Origin of the sequence: Micromonospora sp. NPDC048868, from assembly GCF_043198195.1 — a bacterium.
GTDB classification, from domain to species: domain Bacteria; phylum Actinomycetota; class Actinomycetes; order Mycobacteriales; family Micromonosporaceae; genus Micromonospora; species Micromonospora reichwaldensis.
Window position 1 is genome coordinate 54,559 of sequence record NZ_JBICUN010000026.1, and the last position, 16,634, is coordinate 71,192.

The 16,634-nt window shown below is 72.9% G+C and carries 15 protein-coding genes; 8 read left to right on the forward strand and 7 right to left on the reverse strand.

Features of this window, described 5'->3' with window-relative positions:
* Positions 1–103 precede the first annotated feature (103 nt).
* On the reverse strand, positions 104–448 hold the full coding sequence (locus ACGFNF_RS28295) for a hypothetical protein (RefSeq protein WP_151453341.1): 345 nt from the start codon (positions 446–448) through the stop codon (positions 104–106).
* A 292-nt stretch (positions 449–740) separates the two neighbouring features.
* Here ACGFNF_RS28295 and rapZ point away from each other — a divergent pair, with 292 nt between their 5' ends.
* The 8 genes from rapZ (at position 741) to ACGFNF_RS28335 (ending at position 8,016) form a co-directional block, all read left to right on the forward strand.
* Positions 741–1,628: an RNase adapter RapZ gene (gene rapZ / locus ACGFNF_RS28300; protein ID WP_151453375.1), complete on the forward strand. Its 888-nt coding sequence runs from the start codon at positions 741–743 to the stop codon at positions 1,626–1,628.
* Complete coding sequence (locus ACGFNF_RS28305) at positions 1,625–2,746, forward strand: 2-phospho-L-lactate transferase CofD family protein (protein WP_357579567.1); 1,122 nt, start codon at positions 1,625–1,627, stop codon at positions 2,744–2,746. The genes rapZ and ACGFNF_RS28305 overlap by 4 nt, the downstream gene beginning before the upstream one ends.
* 54 nt (positions 2,747–2,800) lie before the next feature.
* Entirely contained in the window at positions 2,801–3,781 is a 981-nt protein-coding gene (whiA, locus tag ACGFNF_RS28310) for a DNA-binding protein WhiA (RefSeq protein WP_088999356.1), read from the forward strand.
* Positions 3,782–4,045: 264 nt separating this feature from the next.
* A complete protein-coding gene (gene gap / locus ACGFNF_RS28315; protein ID WP_151453343.1) occupies positions 4,046–5,050 on the forward strand; it encodes a type I glyceraldehyde-3-phosphate dehydrogenase in 1,005 nt (334 codons plus the stop codon).
* Positions 5,051–5,139: 89 nt separating this feature from the next.
* Entirely contained in the window at positions 5,140–6,396 is a 1,257-nt protein-coding gene (locus ACGFNF_RS28320) for a phosphoglycerate kinase (protein WP_393171848.1), read from the forward strand.
* Positions 6,396–7,187, forward strand: a complete 792-nt coding sequence (gene tpiA, locus ACGFNF_RS28325) for a triose-phosphate isomerase (protein WP_151453345.1) — start codon at positions 6,396–6,398, stop codon at positions 7,185–7,187. The genes ACGFNF_RS28320 and tpiA overlap by 1 nt, the downstream gene beginning before the upstream one ends.
* A 95-nt stretch (positions 7,188–7,282) precedes the next feature.
* Positions 7,283–7,546 (forward strand): preprotein translocase subunit SecG, encoded by a 264-nt coding sequence (gene secG / locus ACGFNF_RS28330; RefSeq protein WP_088999360.1) that lies wholly within the window; start codon positions 7,283–7,285, stop codon positions 7,544–7,546.
* Positions 7,547–7,677: 131 nt separating this feature from the next.
* Positions 7,678–8,016: an RNA polymerase-binding protein RbpA gene (locus ACGFNF_RS28335; RefSeq protein ID WP_393171850.1), complete on the forward strand. Its 339-nt coding sequence runs from the start codon at positions 7,678–7,680 to the stop codon at positions 8,014–8,016.
* Positions 8,017–8,077: 61 nt separating this feature from the next.
* On the opposite strand, the gene pgl is transcribed toward ACGFNF_RS28335, so the two are convergent.
* The 6 genes from pgl to tkt all read right to left on the reverse strand — a co-directional run bounded on the left by pgl (position 8,078) and on the right by tkt (position 16,588).
* Positions 8,078–8,848, reverse strand: a complete 771-nt coding sequence (gene pgl, locus ACGFNF_RS28340; RefSeq protein WP_393171852.1) for a 6-phosphogluconolactonase — start codon at positions 8,846–8,848, stop codon at positions 8,078–8,080.
* Positions 8,849–8,915: 67 nt separating this feature from the next.
* Positions 8,916–9,932, reverse strand: a complete 1,017-nt coding sequence (locus ACGFNF_RS28345; RefSeq protein ID WP_357579570.1) for a glucose-6-phosphate dehydrogenase assembly protein OpcA — start codon at positions 9,930–9,932, stop codon at positions 8,916–8,918.
* A gap of 43 nt (positions 9,933–9,975) precedes the next feature.
* Positions 9,976–11,526, reverse strand: a complete 1,551-nt coding sequence (gene zwf / locus ACGFNF_RS28350) for a glucose-6-phosphate dehydrogenase (RefSeq protein WP_357579571.1) — start codon at positions 11,524–11,526, stop codon at positions 9,976–9,978.
* A gap of 2 nt (positions 11,527–11,528) precedes the next feature.
* Positions 11,529–13,178: a glucose-6-phosphate isomerase gene (locus ACGFNF_RS28355; RefSeq protein WP_393171855.1), complete on the reverse strand. Its 1,650-nt coding sequence runs from the start codon at positions 13,176–13,178 to the stop codon at positions 11,529–11,531.
* 76 nt (positions 13,179–13,254) lie between these two features.
* Positions 13,255–14,433 (reverse strand): transaldolase, encoded by a 1,179-nt coding sequence (tal, locus tag ACGFNF_RS28360; RefSeq protein ID WP_357579573.1) that lies wholly within the window; start codon positions 14,431–14,433, stop codon positions 13,255–13,257.
* A 16-nt stretch (positions 14,434–14,449) separates the two neighbouring features.
* Complete coding sequence (gene tkt, locus ACGFNF_RS28365) at positions 14,450–16,588, reverse strand: transketolase (protein ID WP_393171857.1); 2,139 nt, start codon at positions 16,586–16,588, stop codon at positions 14,450–14,452.
* Positions 16,589–16,634: the final 46 nt, after the last annotated feature.

The window sequence follows — 16,634 nt, forward strand, 5'->3', positions numbered from 1 at the left end:
ATTCTACGAACCTCCCCCGACAGCCGGCGGACCCGCGCGGGCGGGTCGCGGATCAGGGCGACCGCCGGACCGGAGCGTCGCGGTCCGGCGGCCTCCGGGTCGCTCAGTCGGGCTGGGCGGAACGCTTGGCCAGTCCGCGCGGCGGGGCCTTCATCCCGACCACGATGTCGACGATCTCGATGTAGCGGGCCTTGTTGCCCATCCGGAACGCCGTGGCCGCCGCGTTGATCTCCTCCAGGGTGTCCGCCTCGACCATGGTCACCTGGTCGTAGCGGCCGTTGACCCCGGTGCAGACCACGTGGGTGAGCTGCTTGGCGAAGCGGCCGAGGTCGCGGGCGTGCTCGGCGGAGACCTCGTGGATGCCCTCCCGGCCCAGGGCGAAGTACTCCGGGTTGATCCTCATGAACAGGAAGCCGACGTATTTGTTCTTCTCCGCCAGATCGTGCATCCCGCCTCCCAGAAACCGGCCGCCACCTGCGGCGATCACGTGCAGCGTATGGACGTTGACTGATCGTCATCAAGGGGGCCGCCTGTCGGGAGCACGACCCTCGCGCCCAGGTCCGACCGTCCGCCGGGGCGGACGCCACCACGGCGGCGGCCAGGGACGTGTCGGCAACGTGCGGGCGGTGCGGGATAGAGTCGCTGATTGACCACGCGCGGCCGGGGGTCCCGGCCGCGGCGCCACGGCTTGGGGGTAGTGGGTGAGCGAGGCGCGTACGGCCGAGGAACGGGGCGCGACGGTGACCGGGCAGCAGACACCGGCGGAGTCGGACACCACCCTGGTGGTGGTCACCGGGCTCTCCGGCGGCGGCCGCAGCACGGTGGCGAGGGCGTTGGAGAACGTCGGGTTCTACGTGGTGGACAACCTGCCGCAGGCGCTGATGCTCGACATGGCCGAGCTGGCGTTCAAGGCGGGCGGGGCGGCCCGGCGTACGGCGATGGTGCTGGACGTGCGCTCGCGCGCCTTCTCCACCGACCTGGCGGGGGCGATCCGGGAGCTCAAGGAGCGCGGCTTCTCGCCCCGGGTGGTCTTCGTCGACGCCGACGACGAGGTGTTGATCCGGCGGTTCGAGAGCGTCCGGCGCTCGCACCCGTTGCAGGGCGACGGGCGGCTCGCCGACGGCATCGCGGTCGAGCGCGGCCTGCTGGAGGAGGCCCGCGACCAGGCCGACGTGATCATCGACACCAGCCACCTGAACGTCAACCAGCTGCGTCGCCGCGTCGAGGAGCTCTTCGGCGGCGAGGACGCCCGCCGGCTGCGGGTCACCGTGCTCTCCTTCGGCTTCAAGTACGGCCTGCCGCCCGACGCCGACTTCGTGCTCGACGCCCGCTTCCTGCCCAACCCGTACTGGGTGCCGGAACTGCGCGAGCACACCGGCCGGGAGGAGGCGGTCAGCTCGTACGTGCTGGGGCAGGAGGGCGCGGACGCCTTCGTCGGGTCGTACGCCGACCTGGTCAACGCGACCACCGTCGGCTTCGAGCGGGAGGGCAAGCGCTACCTGACGGTGGCGGTCGGCTGCACCGGCGGCAAGCACCGCAGCGTGGCCATCGCCGAGGAGCTGGCCGCCCGGCTGCGCCACTCCGGTCTGGCCGCCAACGCGCAGCACCGCGACCTGGGGCGCGAGTGACGGCGACGCGTGTGGTCGCCTTCGGCGGCGGGCACGGCCTGTCCGCCTCGCTGCGCGCCCTGCGCCGCTGCGCCCCCGAGCTGGACCTCGACATCACGGCGGTGGTCACCGTCGGCGACGACGGTGGCTCCAGCGGCCGGCTGCGGGCCGAGCGGGGCGGCCTGCCCCCGGGCGACCTGCGGCAGGCGCTGGTCGCGCTGGCCGGCGACCATCCGGCCACCCGGCGCAGCGCCAAGCTCTTCCAACACCGCTACGCGGAGGTGCCGCCCGCCGGCGGCCCGGCTTCCGCCGGGGGCGGAGCGGCCGGTCGCCCCCGGGTCTCCGGTACCGGACGGGCCCCTTCCGGCCCGGAGCCGGCCGGGGCGACCGGCGGGATCGCCGGAGGACGGGCGGGTGCCGGTGCGGCCGGCCGGGCGGGCGCCGAGGCCGGCGGGCTGGCCGGGCACGCGGTGGGCAACCTGGTGCTCTGCGGGCTGATGGAGTTGCTCGGCGACCCGGTGGCCGCCCTGGAGCACGCCGGCGCGATGCTCGGCACGGTCGGCCGGGTGCTGCCGATGTCGTGCGAGCCGGTGGGGATCGAGGCGCGGGTACGCGGCGCCGACCCGAGCCGGCCGGACGAGGTGCGCACGATCACGGGCCAGCACCAGGTGGCGGTGACCACCGGTCGGGTGGAGTCGTTGCGGCTCACCCCGGTCGCGCCGGAGGCCTGCCCGCAGGCGGTCGCCGCGATCGGCGCGGCCGACTGGCTGATCTTCGGGCCGGGCAGCTGGTACACGAGCGTCCTGCCGCACCTGCTGGTGCCGCAGCTCGCCGCCGCGATCGTCGCCAGCCCGGCGCGGCGGCTCGTCACGCTGAACCTCGCCGCCGAGAAGGAGACCTCCGGGCTCTCCCAGGCCGACCATCTGGCCGCGCTGCGCTCGTACCTGCCGGAGCTGAGGGTCGACCGAGTGGTCGCCGATTCCAAGGCGGCGGGTGACCCCGAACCGGTCGAACGTGCGGCAGAATCGCTGGGTGCCCGCCTGGTCCTCGCTCCCGTCGCGGTCACCGACGGCACTCCCCGTCATGATCCGGCCGCCCTGGGCGCCGCACTGGTGCCTGTCCTGGGCGCCGATCGTTAGACACGTACGTAATCTCCGGCGACACGCCGGAACAGGTCCGTGAGGGGACGCACAATGGCGATGACGGCTGCGGTCAAGGACGAGCTGAGTCGGGTCGACGTGCCCAAGCCCTGCTGCCGGCGGGCGGAGATGGCGGCGCTGCTGCGCTTCGCCGGCGGGCTGCACATCGTCTCCGGTCGGGTCGTGGTGGAGGCCGAACTCGACACGGGGGCGGTGGCCCGGCGGCTGCGACGGGAGATCGCGGAGGTCTACGGCTATCCGAGTGAGATCCACGTGCTCGCGTCCGGTGGCCTGCGCAAGGGCAGCCACTTCATCGTGCGGGTGGTCAAGGACGGTGAGGCCCTCGCGCGGCAGACCGGGCTGCTCGACGTGCGCGGGCGTCCGGTGCGGGGGCTGCCGCCGCACGTCGTCGCCGCGAACGTCTGCTGCGCGGTGTCGGCCTGGCGCGGCGCGTTCATGGCGCACGGCTCGCTGACCGAGCCGGGCCGCTCCAGCGCGCTGGAGATCACCTGCCCGGGCCCGGAGTCCGCGCTGGCCCTGGTGGGCGCGGCCCGGCGGATCGGCATCACCGCCAAGAACCGCGAGGTGCGCGGCGTGGACCGGGTGGTGGTCAAGGACGGCGACGCGATCGCCGCGCTGCTCACCCGCATCGGCGCCCACTCCAGCGTGCTGGCCTGGGAGGAACGCCGGGTGCGCCGCGAGGTGCGGGCCACGGCCAACCGGCTGGCCAACTTCGACGACGCCAACCTGCGCCGCTCGGCGCGGGCCGCGGTCGCCGCCGCCGCCCGGGTGACGCGGGCGCTGGAGATCCTCGCCGAGGACGCGCCCAACCACCTCACCTCCGCCGGCCGGCTGCGCCTGGAGCACCGGCAGGCCTCGTTGGAGGAGCTGGGCGCGCTGGCCGATCCGCCGCTGACCAAGGACGCGATCGCCGGCCGGATCCGCCGGCTGTTGGCGCTGGCCGACAAGCGGGCCCGGGACCTGGGCATCCCGGATACGGAAGCAGCAGTCACACCCGACATGCTCGTGGTCTGATAGGACGGTGGGGGTCGGCGGCGCCGGTGGGGTCACCACCCGGCGCTGCACTGCGCCGCACGCTCGGATAAGGTCGCTGCGTACGGCAAGGGGGCCGGCACAGGCACTCCTCGCCGTGCACACCGCCTCCGGCGGTCAGGTCCTTCGAGACCGCGGCGGGGTGGCCGAGATGAACCGTCAACGGCCGGCTCCAACGGTCGGCGCACACACCTCCGCCGGCCCGGGTCTTACGCCGGCGGACCAGAACGCAAGGAGATGGGACCTGTGACCATCCGGGTTGGCATCAACGGCTTCGGCCGGATCGGCCGCAACTTCTTCCGGGCAGTGCTGGCGTCCGGCGCTGACATCGAGGTCGTGGCGGTCAACGACCTGACCGACAACGCGACGCTCGCCCACCTGCTCAAGTACGACAGCATCCTGGGTCGCCTGCCGCACGAGGTGAAGGCCACCGCCGACGAGATCACCGTGGGCGGCAAGACCATCAAGGCGTACGCCGAGAAGGACCCGTCGAAGCTGCCGTGGGGCGACGCCGGCGTGGACGTGGTCATCGAGTCCACCGGCTTCTTCACCGACGCCACCAAGGCGAAGGCGCACGTCGACGGCGGGGCCAAGAAGGTCATCATCTCCGCCCCGGCGAAGAACGAGGACGTCACGGTCGTCATGGGCGTCAACCACGACCAGTACGACCCGGCCAAGCACACCATCATCTCGAACGCCTCCTGCACCACCAACTGCCTGGCGCCGATGGCGAAGGTCCTGCACGACACGTTCGGCATCCAGCACGGCCTGATGACGACGATCCACGCGTACACCCAGGACCAGAACCTCCAGGACGCGCCGCACTCCGACCTGCGTCGGGCCCGCGCCGCCGCCCTGAACATCGTGCCGACCTCGACCGGCGCGGCGAAGGCGATCGGCCTGGTGCTGCCGGAGCTGAAGGGCAAGCTGGACGGCTACGCGCTGCGCGTGCCGATCCCGACCGGCTCGGCCACCGACCTCACCGTCGACGTTGCCCGGGAGACCACGGTGGACGAGGTCAACGCCGCGCTGAAGGCCGCCGCCGAGGGCCCGCTCAAGGGCATCCTGGTCTACAACGAGGACCCGATCGTCTCCTCGGACATCGTCACCGACCCGGCCTCGTGCATCTTCGACGCGCCGCTGACCAAGGTCGTCGGCAACCAGGTCAAGGTCGTCGGCTGGTACGACAACGAGTGGGGCTACTCGAACCGACTGGTCGACCTGGTCAAGCTGGTCGGCCAGTCCCTGTGAGTGCGAGGAGTGAGCTTGCGAGCCTCGCAGTCACGAACGGAGCCGACGCTGTGAGCAGGTCGTCGGTCACGAACGGAGGGCTGGCCTAAGTGAGCATCCGTACCCTCGACGACCTGCTCGCCGAGGGGGTGTCGGGTCGGCGCGTGCTGGTGCGCGCCGACCTGAACGTCCCGCTCGACAAGCAGACCGGTGACATCACCGATCATGACTCCGCCTCCGCGCCGCAAGGCGGCACTCCGGACGGAGTAAGGATCGCCGACGACGGCCGGATCCGCGCCGTGCTGCCGACGCTGAGCGCCCTCACCGGGGCCGGCGCCAAGGTGGTCGTCTGCTCGCACCTGGGCCGCCCGAAGGGCGCGCCGGACCCGCAGTTCAGCCTGCGCCCCGTCGCCGGGCGGCTCGGGGAACTGCTCGGCGCGCGGGTGCACTTCGCCACCGACACCGTCGGCGAGTCCGCCCGCTCCACCGTGGACGCGCTCGCCGACGGCGAGGTCGCGCTGCTGGAGAACCTGCGTTTCAACAAGGGCGAGACCAGCAAGGACGACACCGAGCGGGGCGCCTTCGCCGATGAGCTCGCCGCCTTCGGCGACGCGTACGTCGACGACGCGTTCGGCGCGGTGCACCGCAAGCACGCCAGCGTCCACGACGTGCCGGCCCGGCTGCCGCACGTCGCGGGCCGGCTGGTGCTGCGCGAGGTGGAAGTCCTGTCCCGGCTGACCGGCGAGCCGGAGCGCCCGTACGTCGTGGTGCTCGGCGGCTCGAAGGTCTCCGACAAGCTGGCGGTGATCGAGGCGCTGCTGCCGTCGGTCGACCGGCTGCTCATCGGCGGCGGGATGTGCTTCACCTTCCTCAAGGCGCAGGGCCACGAGGTGGGCTCCTCGCTGCTGGAGGAGGAGATGGTCGAGACCTGCCGCAGCCTGCTGGAGCGCTCCGAGGGCAAGATCATGCTCCCGGTCGACGTGGTGGCCGCGGACGCGTTCGCCCCGGACGCCGCGCACGACACCGTGCCGGCCGACGGCATCCCCAGCAAGCGGGTCGGGCTCGACATCGGGCCGGAGACGGTCGCCGGCTTCGCCGCCGCCCTCAAGGGCGCGCGGACGATCTTCTGGAACGGCCCCATGGGCGTGTTCGAGATGCCGGCGTTCGCCCACGGCACCCGCGGGATCGCCGAGACCATCGCGAAGAGCGAGGCGTTCACCGTCGTCGGTGGCGGTGACTCCGCCGCCGCGGTGCGGGCGCTCGGGCTGGACGAGTCGTCCTTCGGGCACATCTCCACCGGCGGTGGCGCCTCCCTGGAATACCTGGAGGGCAAGACCCTCCCCGGCATCGCGGCCCTGGAGAACTGATGGCGAGCGTCACCCGCCGGCCCTTGATGGCCGGCAACTGGAAGATGAACTGCAATCACCTCGAGGCCAACCTGCTGGTGCAGAAGCTGGCGGCCAGCCTCACCGAGAAGCAGCTCACCGACGTCGAGACGGTGGTCCTGCCGCCGTTCACCGACCTGCGTACGGTGCAGACCGCCGTCGACGGCGACAAGCTGCTCATCGGCTACGGCGCGCAGGACCTCTCGCCGTACGCGTCGGGGGCCTACACCGGGGAGATCTCCGGCCCGATGCTGGCGAAGCTGGGCTGCACCTACGTGGCGATCGGGCACTCGGAGCGGCGGGCCTACCACCACGAGGACGACGCGCTCGTCAACGCCAAGGTGCAGGCGGCGCTGACCCACGGGCTCACCCCGATCCTCTGCGTGGGGGAGGGGCTCGACGTCCGCGAGCAGGGCACCCACGTGGCGCACTGCAGCGAGCAGCTCGACGGCGCCCTGAAGGGGCTCACCGCCGAGCAGGTGGAGAAGGTCGTGGTGGCGTACGAGCCGGTCTGGGCGATCGGCACGGGCAAGACGGCCACCCCGGAGGACGCCCAGGAGGTGTGCGGCGCGGTCCGTCAGCGCCTCGCCGAGTCCTTCGGCCAGGACACCGCCGACAAGGTCCGCGTCCTCTACGGCGGGTCGGTCAAGTCGTCGAACGTCGCGGCGATCATGGCTCAGCCGGACGTCGACGGGGCGCTCGTGGGCGGCGCGAGCCTGGACGCCGAGGAGTTCGCGAAGATCTGCCGGTTCCCGGAGCACATCTCCCGCTGATCGCTCGCTATCCTTGACTCCGCCCGTCCGTCGGTCGGTGCCACCGTGCCCGATCTGCCCGGGCGAGGATCGTAACGAGAGGACTGACCCCAGCCATGCCGATCTGGTTCGCATACACGTTGATCGTGTTGCTGGTCATCACGAGCGTTCTGTTGACCATGCTGATCCTGCTGCACCGCGGTAAGGGCGGCGGGTTGTCGAGCATGTTCGGCGGTGGCGTCAGCTCCAGCCTCGCCGGTTCCTCGGTGGCGGAGAAGAACCTCGACCGCTACACCGTCCTGGTGGGCATCGTCTGGTTCGCCTGCATCGTCGGGCTGGGGCTCTGGCTCCGCCTCCAGATGGCCAGCGGCACGGTCTGAGCCCGCCAAGTCGTACAATCTGCGCGCGGTCCGTCGTCGACGGGCCGCGCGCAGTCCGTTCCACCCGCTGCACCGCGTCGCCCGCCGCCCCCTCCGCGGCGGTTCCCCTCCGACGACAGGAGCGAGCAGCCGTGCCCATCGGCAACGTCATCCCGGGCACCCGGGTCGGATCCGCGCCCGAACGCCACCAGCCGGCCCTCTGCCGGACGGTGACCTACTGGTGCCGCAACGACCACCACACCCCGATCCGGCTCGCCGCCGAGGTCGAGGTGCCGGAGGTGTGGGACTGCCCGCGTTGCGGCCTTCCCGCCGGCCAGGACGCGCAGAACCCGCCGGGCCGCGTCCGGCCCGAGCCCTACAAGACCCACCTGGCGTACGTGAAGGAGCGGCGCACCGCCGAGGAGGGCGAGGCCATCCTGGCCGAGGCCCTCGCCGCCCTGCGCCGCCGCCGGGGCCGCCCCGCCGGCTAGACGGGTGTAAGGAAGGGCCCCTTCTCAACGCACAGCGTCAAGAAGGGGCCCTTCCTTCACATCAGCGCAGGCTGCGGAAGCGGGCCGGGACGTCGGCCGCCGCCGCCCGGTCCAGCAGCCAGAGGGTCCGGCCCGTGCCCTGCACGCCGGCCGCCGGCAGTTGCACCGGCCCCGCCCCGGCCAGCGCCATGCCGACCGCCCGTGCCTTGTCGGCCCCGCCGGCCACCAGCCAGACCTCCTCGGCCGTGTTGATCGCGGGAAGGGTAAGCGTGGTCCGCACCGGCGGGGGCTTCGGGCTGCCCCGTACCGCGCTGACCGGCCGGCTGTCGTGGTGCACCGGATGCTCGGGGAAGACCGAGGCGACGTGCCCGTCCTCGCCGACGCCCAGCATCAGCACGTCGAAGTGGGGGAGCGCGGCGTGTCCCGGCCGCGCCGCGTGGGCCAGTTCCTCGGCGTAGCGGGCCGCCGCCTCCTCCGGGTCGGGCCCGGTCGGACCGTCGGAGGCCGGCATCGGGTGGACCCGGGCCGGGTCCAGCGGCACCGCGTCCAGCAGCGTGGCGCGGGCCTGGGTCTCGTTGCGCTCGGGGTCGCCGGCAGGCAGGAACCGCTCGTCGCCCCACCAGACGTCCACCCGGGACCAGTCCACGGCGTCGCGGGCCGGCAGCGCCGCCACCGCCCGGTGCACCGCCGCGGCTATCCGCCCGCCGGTCAGCACCACCGACGCCTGGCCCCGCTCGGCCTGCGCGTCGAGCAGCTTGACCACCAACCGGGCGGCCACCGCCTGGGCCAGCAGGTCTGCGTCGGCGTGGACGGCGACACTCGCCTCACTCATCTGTGTGCCTTCGTTTCTCCGGCCGCCGCGCGGCCGGTCCTCCGTGGTGCCCCGGGCAGTCGGGCGCTCAGTGCTCGGCGCTCGTTCCCACGTGCGCGGTGACCCCCGCCTCGGCCCGCTGGGCCGTGGCCGGGTCCTTCCAGACGTGCACCCGCTGCGGCGGGCGCTGGTCGAGGTCGGCCAGCCCGGCCGCCGTGCCCAGCGCCTCCGCGTAGACCTGGTCGGCGTCGAGCCGGCGCAGCTCCTCGGCCAGCTCGTCGCCGAGGGGCCGGCGGACGAGCGGCAGCTGCCGGTCCTCCTGGCCGGTACGCCGGAACGTCGCCACGCTGTCGTCCCGGCTCAGCGTCAGCGTGTCGCCGTTGGCGCAGCGCAGCTGCACCTCCCGCATCCGCGGCGACGCGTCGGTGTGCTCCCACACCGGCTCGATGCCGAGCCGCGCGGCCAGCCAGCCCTGCATCAGCGCGGCGGTCGGGTCGGTGGGCGGGCCCACCACGGTCGCCTCGGTCACCTTGGCCTGGGTGGTGTCGAACGCCCCCGCCACGAGCGTGCGCCACGGGGTGATCCGGGTCCACGCCAGGTCGGTGTCGCCGGGCGCGTAGTCCCGGGCCCGCTGGCGCATCGCCTCGATCGGGTCGGCGGCCTGGGCGCAGTCGGTGATCCGCCGGTCGGCCACCACGCCGAGGAAGTCCGTGGCGATCTCGGCCGGCGGCTCGCCGTGCCACCACGTCACCACCGGCACGTCCGGCACCAGCAGCGGCATCACCACCGACTCCGCGTGCAGGGCGAGCCGCCCGTACATCCGGGTGACCACCGCCTCGCACGGGCCGAGCCGGCCGCCGACGACGATCTCCGCGTCCAGCCGGTTGCGCTCGCGCTCCACGTCGGTGCGGACCACCACCAGCAGCCGGCAGGGGTGGGCGGCGGCCGCTATCGTCGCCGCCGCCTCCGCCTCGCGGACCCGCTTCTCGTCCACCACCACGATCAGGGTGAGCGCCATGCCGCTGGCCACCCCGCCCGCGCTGCGCCGCTCGGCGGCCAGCGCCTTGACCACCTCGTTCCCGGTGGTGTCCCACAGGCCGATCAATGGAGCCTCCTGGTCTGCTCGCTGCGCCCGCTACTCCTCGCGCTCACGCCCGCCGCCACGCCCGGCCCTCGCGGGCCAGCATCTCGTCGGCGGCGCGGGGACCCCACTCACCGGCCCGGTACGGCTCCGGCTTCGTGCCCGCCCACGCGCGCTCCAGCGGGTCCACCACCTGCCAGCTCTGCTCGACCTCGGCGGCGTCCGGGAAGAGGGTACGGTCGCCGATCAGCACGTCCAGCACGAGCCGCTCGTACGCCTCGGGGCTGGCCTCGGTGAACGCCTCGCCGTACTGGAAGTCCATCGCGATGTCGCGGACCTCCATCGTGGTGCCGGGCACCTTGGAGCCGAACTTGAGCACGACGCCCTCGTCCGGCTGCACCCGGATCACCAGCTGGTTGTTGCCGAGCGACTCCATGTCGGCTTCGTTGAACGGCAGGTGCGGCGCCCTCTTGAACATGATGGCGACCTCGGTGACGCGGCGCGGCAGCCGCTTGCCGGCCCGGATGTAGAACGGCACCTCCGCCCAGCGGCGGTTCTGGATGCCGAGCCGCACGGCCACGTAGGTCTCCGTGGTCGAGTCCTCCGGGACGCCCTCCTCCTCCAGGTACCCGACGGCACGCTCGCCCCCCACCCAGCCGGGCAGGTACTGGCCGCGCACGGTGCCCTCGCCGACGTCCTTGGGCAGGGTGATCGCCCGGAGCACCTTGAGCTTCTCCGTGCGGATCTCGTCGGCGTCGAAGCTCGTCGGCTCCTCCATCGCCACCAGCGCCAGCAGTTGGAGCAGGTGGTTCTGGAACACGTCGCGGGCCGCGCCGGCCGAGTCGTAGAAGCCGGCGCGGGTGCCGATGCCGACGTCCTCGGCCATGGTGATCTGCACCGAGTCGACGTACTTGGAGTTCCACAGCGGCTCGAACAGGTTGTTGGCGAACCGCAGGGCGAGGATGTTCTGGACGGTCTCCTTGCCCAGGTAGTGGTCGATGCGGAAGACGTCCTCGCGGGTGAAGACGTCGTCGACCAGGTCGTTGAGCGCCTTCGCCGAGGGCAGGTCGTGCCCGAACGGCTTCTCCACCACCACCCGGCGCCAGCCGCCGGACTTGGCGTTGTCGGCCATCCCGGTGCGGGCCAGCTGCTTGAGGACCACGGGGAACGCCGCCGGGGGGATGGAGAAGTAGAAGGCGGCGTTGCCCGGGATCCCGTGCGTCTGGCGCAGCTCGTCCAGCATCTCGGAGAGGTGGTCGAACGCGGCGTCGTCGTCGAACGATCCGCCGACGAACTTGATGTTGCCCACCAGCCGCGCCCACACCTCCTCCCGCCAGGGGGTGCGGGCGTGCTTCTTGGCGGCCTCGTGGGCGAGCGACTCGAAGTCCCCGTCGCCCCAGTCCCGGCGGGCGAAGCCGAGCACGGCGAAGCCCGGGGGCAGCAGCCCCCGGTTCGCCAGGTCGTACACGGCCGGCAGGAGCTTCTTGCGGGCCAGGTCGCCGGTGACGCCGAAGATCACCAGAGCGCACGGCTCCGGGATCCTCGGCAGCCGGCGGTCCTGCGGGTCGCGCAGCGGGTTCACGCCACCTCCTCGCTCCGCGTCATCCACGCTCCTCATCGTCACGCCCGCAACGCCCCGACGGCATCGAGCAGCTGGGCCACGCCCGCCGACCGGTCGGTCAGGTGCAGCCGGACCACCGGGCGCTCCCGCTCGGCCAGGGCCTGCCGGTCGCCGGCGGCCTGCGCCGCCTGCAACTGCCCGAAGGTGTAGGGCCTGCCCGGCACCTGCAGGTCGTCGACGACCGCGCCGGTGAGCTGGAGGTAGCTGCCGACCTGCGGACCGCCCTTGTGGTACTGGCCGGTGGAGTGCAGGAAGCGCGGGCCCCACCCGAAGGTGACCGGCCGGCCGGCGGCACCGGCCAGCAGCGGCCGCAGCCGGGCCGCGTCGGCGTCGGCGAACCGGTCGAGGTACGCCATCACCGCGAGGTAGCCGTCGTCGCCCGTCGCGTCGACGAGCTGGCGGAGCACGCCGGCGAGGTCGCCGGGGGCGCCCTGCGGCGCGTACACCTCGATCGCGCCCTCGGTGAACGACGGCGTCTCCGCCGGCGGACCCGAGGCGAGGATGCGGTTGGTGTTCTCCTTGGACTCGGTGACGTTGGGCTGGTCGAACGGGTCGATGCCGAGCACCACGCCGGCGATCGCGGTGGCGTACTCCCAGGCCAGGAAGTGCGCGCCGAGCGGGCCGTTGACCGCCACGTCGGCGTCGGCGCCCCCGCCGGGGACGGCGCCGGCGGGCAGCGCGCCGCCGTAGGTCACGGTGAGCACGTCGTCACCGGCGGCGCCCGGGCTCTGCGGCGACTCCACGACGACCGGCAGGATGCCGACCCCGGCCTTGCCGGTGGACTCGGCGATCAACTGCTCGGCCCAGTCGCCGAGGCCCTCGATGCCGGTGCCGTCGGAGATCAGGGCGACCTTGTCCCGGCCCATGGTGGCCGCCGCCCCGAGGGCCGCGCCGAGCGCCAGGGCCGGGTTGTCGCGGTCCCCGCCCAGGGAGGCCGCCAGCGCCTCCGCCTCGTCGAGCAGCTCGGCCACCTCGACGCCGGCCAGCGCCGACGGGACCAGCCCGAACGCGGTCAGTGCCGCATACCGGCCGCCGACGTTCGGGTCGGCGAGTACGGTGAAGGCACCCATCTCGGCGGCGGTGGCCTCCAGCGGCGAGCCCGGGTCGGTGACGACGACGAAGTGCCGGCCCGCCTCCGCCTCGGTCATCCCCGCGTCGAGGAACGCCTGCCAGTAGGCCCGGCGGTGGCTGTCGGTCTCGACCGTCGAACCGGACTTGCTGGCCACCACGACCACGGTGCGCTCCAGCCGGTCGGCCAGCGCCGCCCGGATCTGCCCCGGGTCGGTGGTGTCGAGCACGGTCAGCTGCTTGCCGAGGGTGCGGGCGATGACCTCGGGGGCCAGCGACGAGCCGCCCATCCCGGCGAGCACCACGTGGTCCAGGTCGGCCAGCTCCGCCTTCAGCTCGGCGAGCTGGGGCAGCAGTTCCCGGCTGCGCAGGTGGGTGTCCACCCAGCCGAGGCGGATCTTCGCCTCGGCCTCGGCGTCCGGACCCCACAGGGTCGGGTCCTTCGCGGCCAGCTTGCCCGGCGTGCCGGCGTTCACCAGCGCGTCCCGGGTGGAGGCGGGGGCCGACTTGTCGACGGCGTCGGCCCCGTGCACGGAGAGCCCGGCGGCGGCCTCGACCGCCCCGTTGAGCAGATCACTCACGCCGCCACCTCGCTCCGCTCGGCGGCGGCGCGAGGCGCCGCACTGCTGAGCCTGATGATTCGCTCGCTACGCTCACTCACGCGTTTCCTCCCGCCTGCTGCGCGGCCTGCGCGTTGTCCTTCGCGGCGTCGCTCGGGTTGCCGGCGCCGCGGCCCGCGGCCGCCAGCGACTTGCGGACGCCGTCGAGCAGCTCCTGCCAGCTCGCCTCGAACTTCTCCACGCCCTCGCGCTCCAGGGTCTCGATGACGTCGGCCATGTCGATCCCGACCGACTCCAGGTCCGCGAAGGCCTTGCGGGCCTCGTCGTACGAACCGGTGATGGTGTCGCCGCGGGTCTCGCCGTGGTCGGCGTACGCGTGCACGACCGGCTCCGGCATGGTGTTGACCGTGCCGGGGGCGATCAGCTCCTCGACGTAGATGACGTCCCGGTAGTCCGGGTTCTTGGTCGAGGTGGAGGCCCACAGCGGCCGCTGCGGGTGGGCGCCGGCGTCGGCGAGGGCCTGCCAGCGGTCGGAGGAGAACACCTCGCCGTAGCGCTCGTACGCGAGCTTGGCGTTGGCGACGGCGGCCTTGCCGCGCAGCGCCTTGGCCTCGTCGGAGCCGAGCTTCTCCAGCCGCTTGTCGACCTCGCTGTCGACGCGGGAGACGAAGAACGACGCGACCGACCCGATCTTCGACAGGTCGTGCCCGTTCGCCTTCGCCTGCTCCAGGCCGGCCAGGAACGCCTCCATCACCTGCGAGTAGCGGTCCAGCCCGAAGATCAGCGTGACGTTGACGCTGATCCCCTCCGCCAGGGTGGCGGTGATCGCCGGCAGGCCGGCCTCGGTGGCCGGGATCTTGATGAAGAGATTCGGCCGGTCGACCAGCCACCACAGCGCCTTGGCCTCGGCGACGGTCCTGTCGGTCTCGTGGGCCAGCCGCGGGTCCACCTCGATGGAGACCCGGCCGTCGACCCCGCCGCTGCCCTCGTAGGACGGGCGCATCACGTCGCACGCCCACCGCACGTCGTACGTGGTGAGCATGCGTACGGCCTCCTCGACCTCCACCCCACGGGAGGCGAGGTCGCGCAGCTGCCAGTCGTACTCGTCGGCGTCGCTCAGCGCCTTGGCGAAGATCGTCGGGTTGGTGGTCACCCCGGCCACGTGCTTCTCCCGGCGGAGCTGGTCCAGCCCGCCGGAGGACAGCCGTACCCGGGAAAGGTCGTCGAGCCAGACCGCCACGCCTGCGGCGGTGAGTTCACTCAGCCTGTCCGTCATGCCGTCCACGCTCCCCTCAGTTGCCGGTGGTGAAACCGGTGATGTCGCCCATCCGGGTCAGTGCCGCGTGCGCGGCGGCCACGATCCGGTCGGGGGTGAATCCGAACTGCTCGAAGAGCACGGAGTGCGGGGCACTCGCGCCGTAGTGCTCCAGGCTCACGCTCTCGCCGCAGTCACCCACGATGCCGCGCCACGACATGCCGATGCCCGCCTCCACGCTCACCCGTGCCTTTACCCCGCGCGGCAGCACCGACTCCCGGTACGCCTCGTCCTGCTCGAAGAACCACTCCTGGCAGGGCATCGAGACGACCCGGGTCGGGGTGCCGTCGGCCTCCAGCCGCTCGCGGGCGGTCAGGCAGAGCTGCACCTCGGAGCCGGTGCCGACGAGGATGACCTGCGGCTTGCCGTTGGACGCCTCGGCCAGCACGTAGCCGCCCTTGGCCACGCCCTCGGCACCGGCCAGGGTCGACCGGTCCAGCGTCGGGAGCGGCTGCCGGCTCAGCGCCAGCGCGGTCGGCCGGTCGGTGTGCTCCAGGGCCTGCCGCCAGGCCCACACGGTCTCGTTGGCGTCGGCCGGCCGGACCACGTCCAGGCCGGGAATGGCGCGCAGCGCGGTCAGGTGCTCCACCGGCTGGTGCGTCGGGCCGTCCTCGCCGAGGCCGATCGAGTCGTGCGTCCAGACGTAGACCACCGGCAGCTTCATCAGCGCGGCGAGCCGTACCGCCGGGCGCATGTAGTCGCTGAAGACCAGGAAGGTGCCGCCGTACGGGCGGGTGCCGCCGTGCAGCGCGATGCCGTTGAGGATGGCGCCCATGGCGTGCTCGCGGATGCCGAAGTGCAGCGTGCGGCCGTACTCGTGGCCGGGGAAGTCCTTGGTGGCGTGGACGGCGGGGACGAAGGACGGCTCGCCCTTCATGGTGGTGTTGTTGCTCTCCGCCAGGTCGGCCGAGCCACCCCACAGCTCCGGCAGCACCCCGGCGAGCGCCTCCAGGACCTTGCCGGAGGCCGCCCGGGTGGCGACCCCCTTGGCGTCGGCCGGGAACTCCGGCAGCGCCTCGGTCCAGCCGGTCGGCAGGACCCGCCCGGCCATCCGGTCGTAGAGCGCGCGGCGCTCCGCGTTGGCCTTCGCCCAGCCGTCGAACGCCGTGGTCCACTCCTGCTCGGCCTGCGCGCCGCGCTCCATCACCGTGCGGGCGTGCCCGAGCACCTCCTCGTCGACCTCGAAGGAGCGGGCCGGGTCGAAGCCGAGCAGCTGCTTGGTGGCCGCCACCTCGTCGGCGCCCAGCGCCGAGCCGTGGATCTTGCCGGTGTTCTTCTTGTTCGGCGCGGGCCAGCCGATGATGGTGCGCAGCGCGATGAACGAGGGGCGGGCGGTCTCGGCCTTCGCCGCCAGCAGCGCCCGGTACAGGGCCTCGACGTCCTCGTGGTAGTCGCCCTGATCGGCGTCGCCGGCGCGCCAGTCGACGGTCTGCACGTGCCAGCCGTACGCCTCGTAGCGGGCCGCGACGTCCTCGCTCTTGGCGATGCGGGTGTCGTCCTCGATCGAGATCTCGTTGTCGTCGTAGATCACCGTGAGGTTGCCGAGCTGCTGGTGCCCGGCGAGCGCGCTGGCCTCGTGGCTGATGCCCTCCTCGATGTCGCCGTCCGAGGCGATGCACCAGATGTCGTGGTCGAAGACCGACCGGCCCGGCTCCGCCTCCGGGTCGAACAGGCCGCGCTCGCGGCGGGCCGCCATCGCCATGCCGACCGCGTTGCCGAGGCCCTGCCCGAGCGGCCCGGTGGTGGTCTCCACGCCGGGGGTGTGCCCGTGCTCGGGGTGGCCCGGGGTCAGCGAGCCCCACTGCCGCAGCGACTTGAGGTCCTCCAGGGCCAGCGGGTAGCCGGAGAGGAAGAGCTGGATGTAGAGGGTGAGGCTGGAGTGGCCCGCGGAGAGCACGAAGCGGTCCCGGCCGGGCCAGTTGGGGTCGGCCGGGTTGTGCCGCATGACCCGGTTGAAGAGCAGGTAGGCCGCGGGCGCGAGGCTCATCGCGGTGCCCGGGTGGCCGTTGCCGGATTTCTCCACGGCGTCCATGGCCAGCACGCGGACGGTGTCGACGGCCCGGCGGTCGAGGTCGGACCAGTTGAGTGCGGGGTGCTCGGGTCGGTTGGCAGCCACGATGGTTGTGCTCCTCGGCAGATGGGCGGAACCCTCAGTGATGACC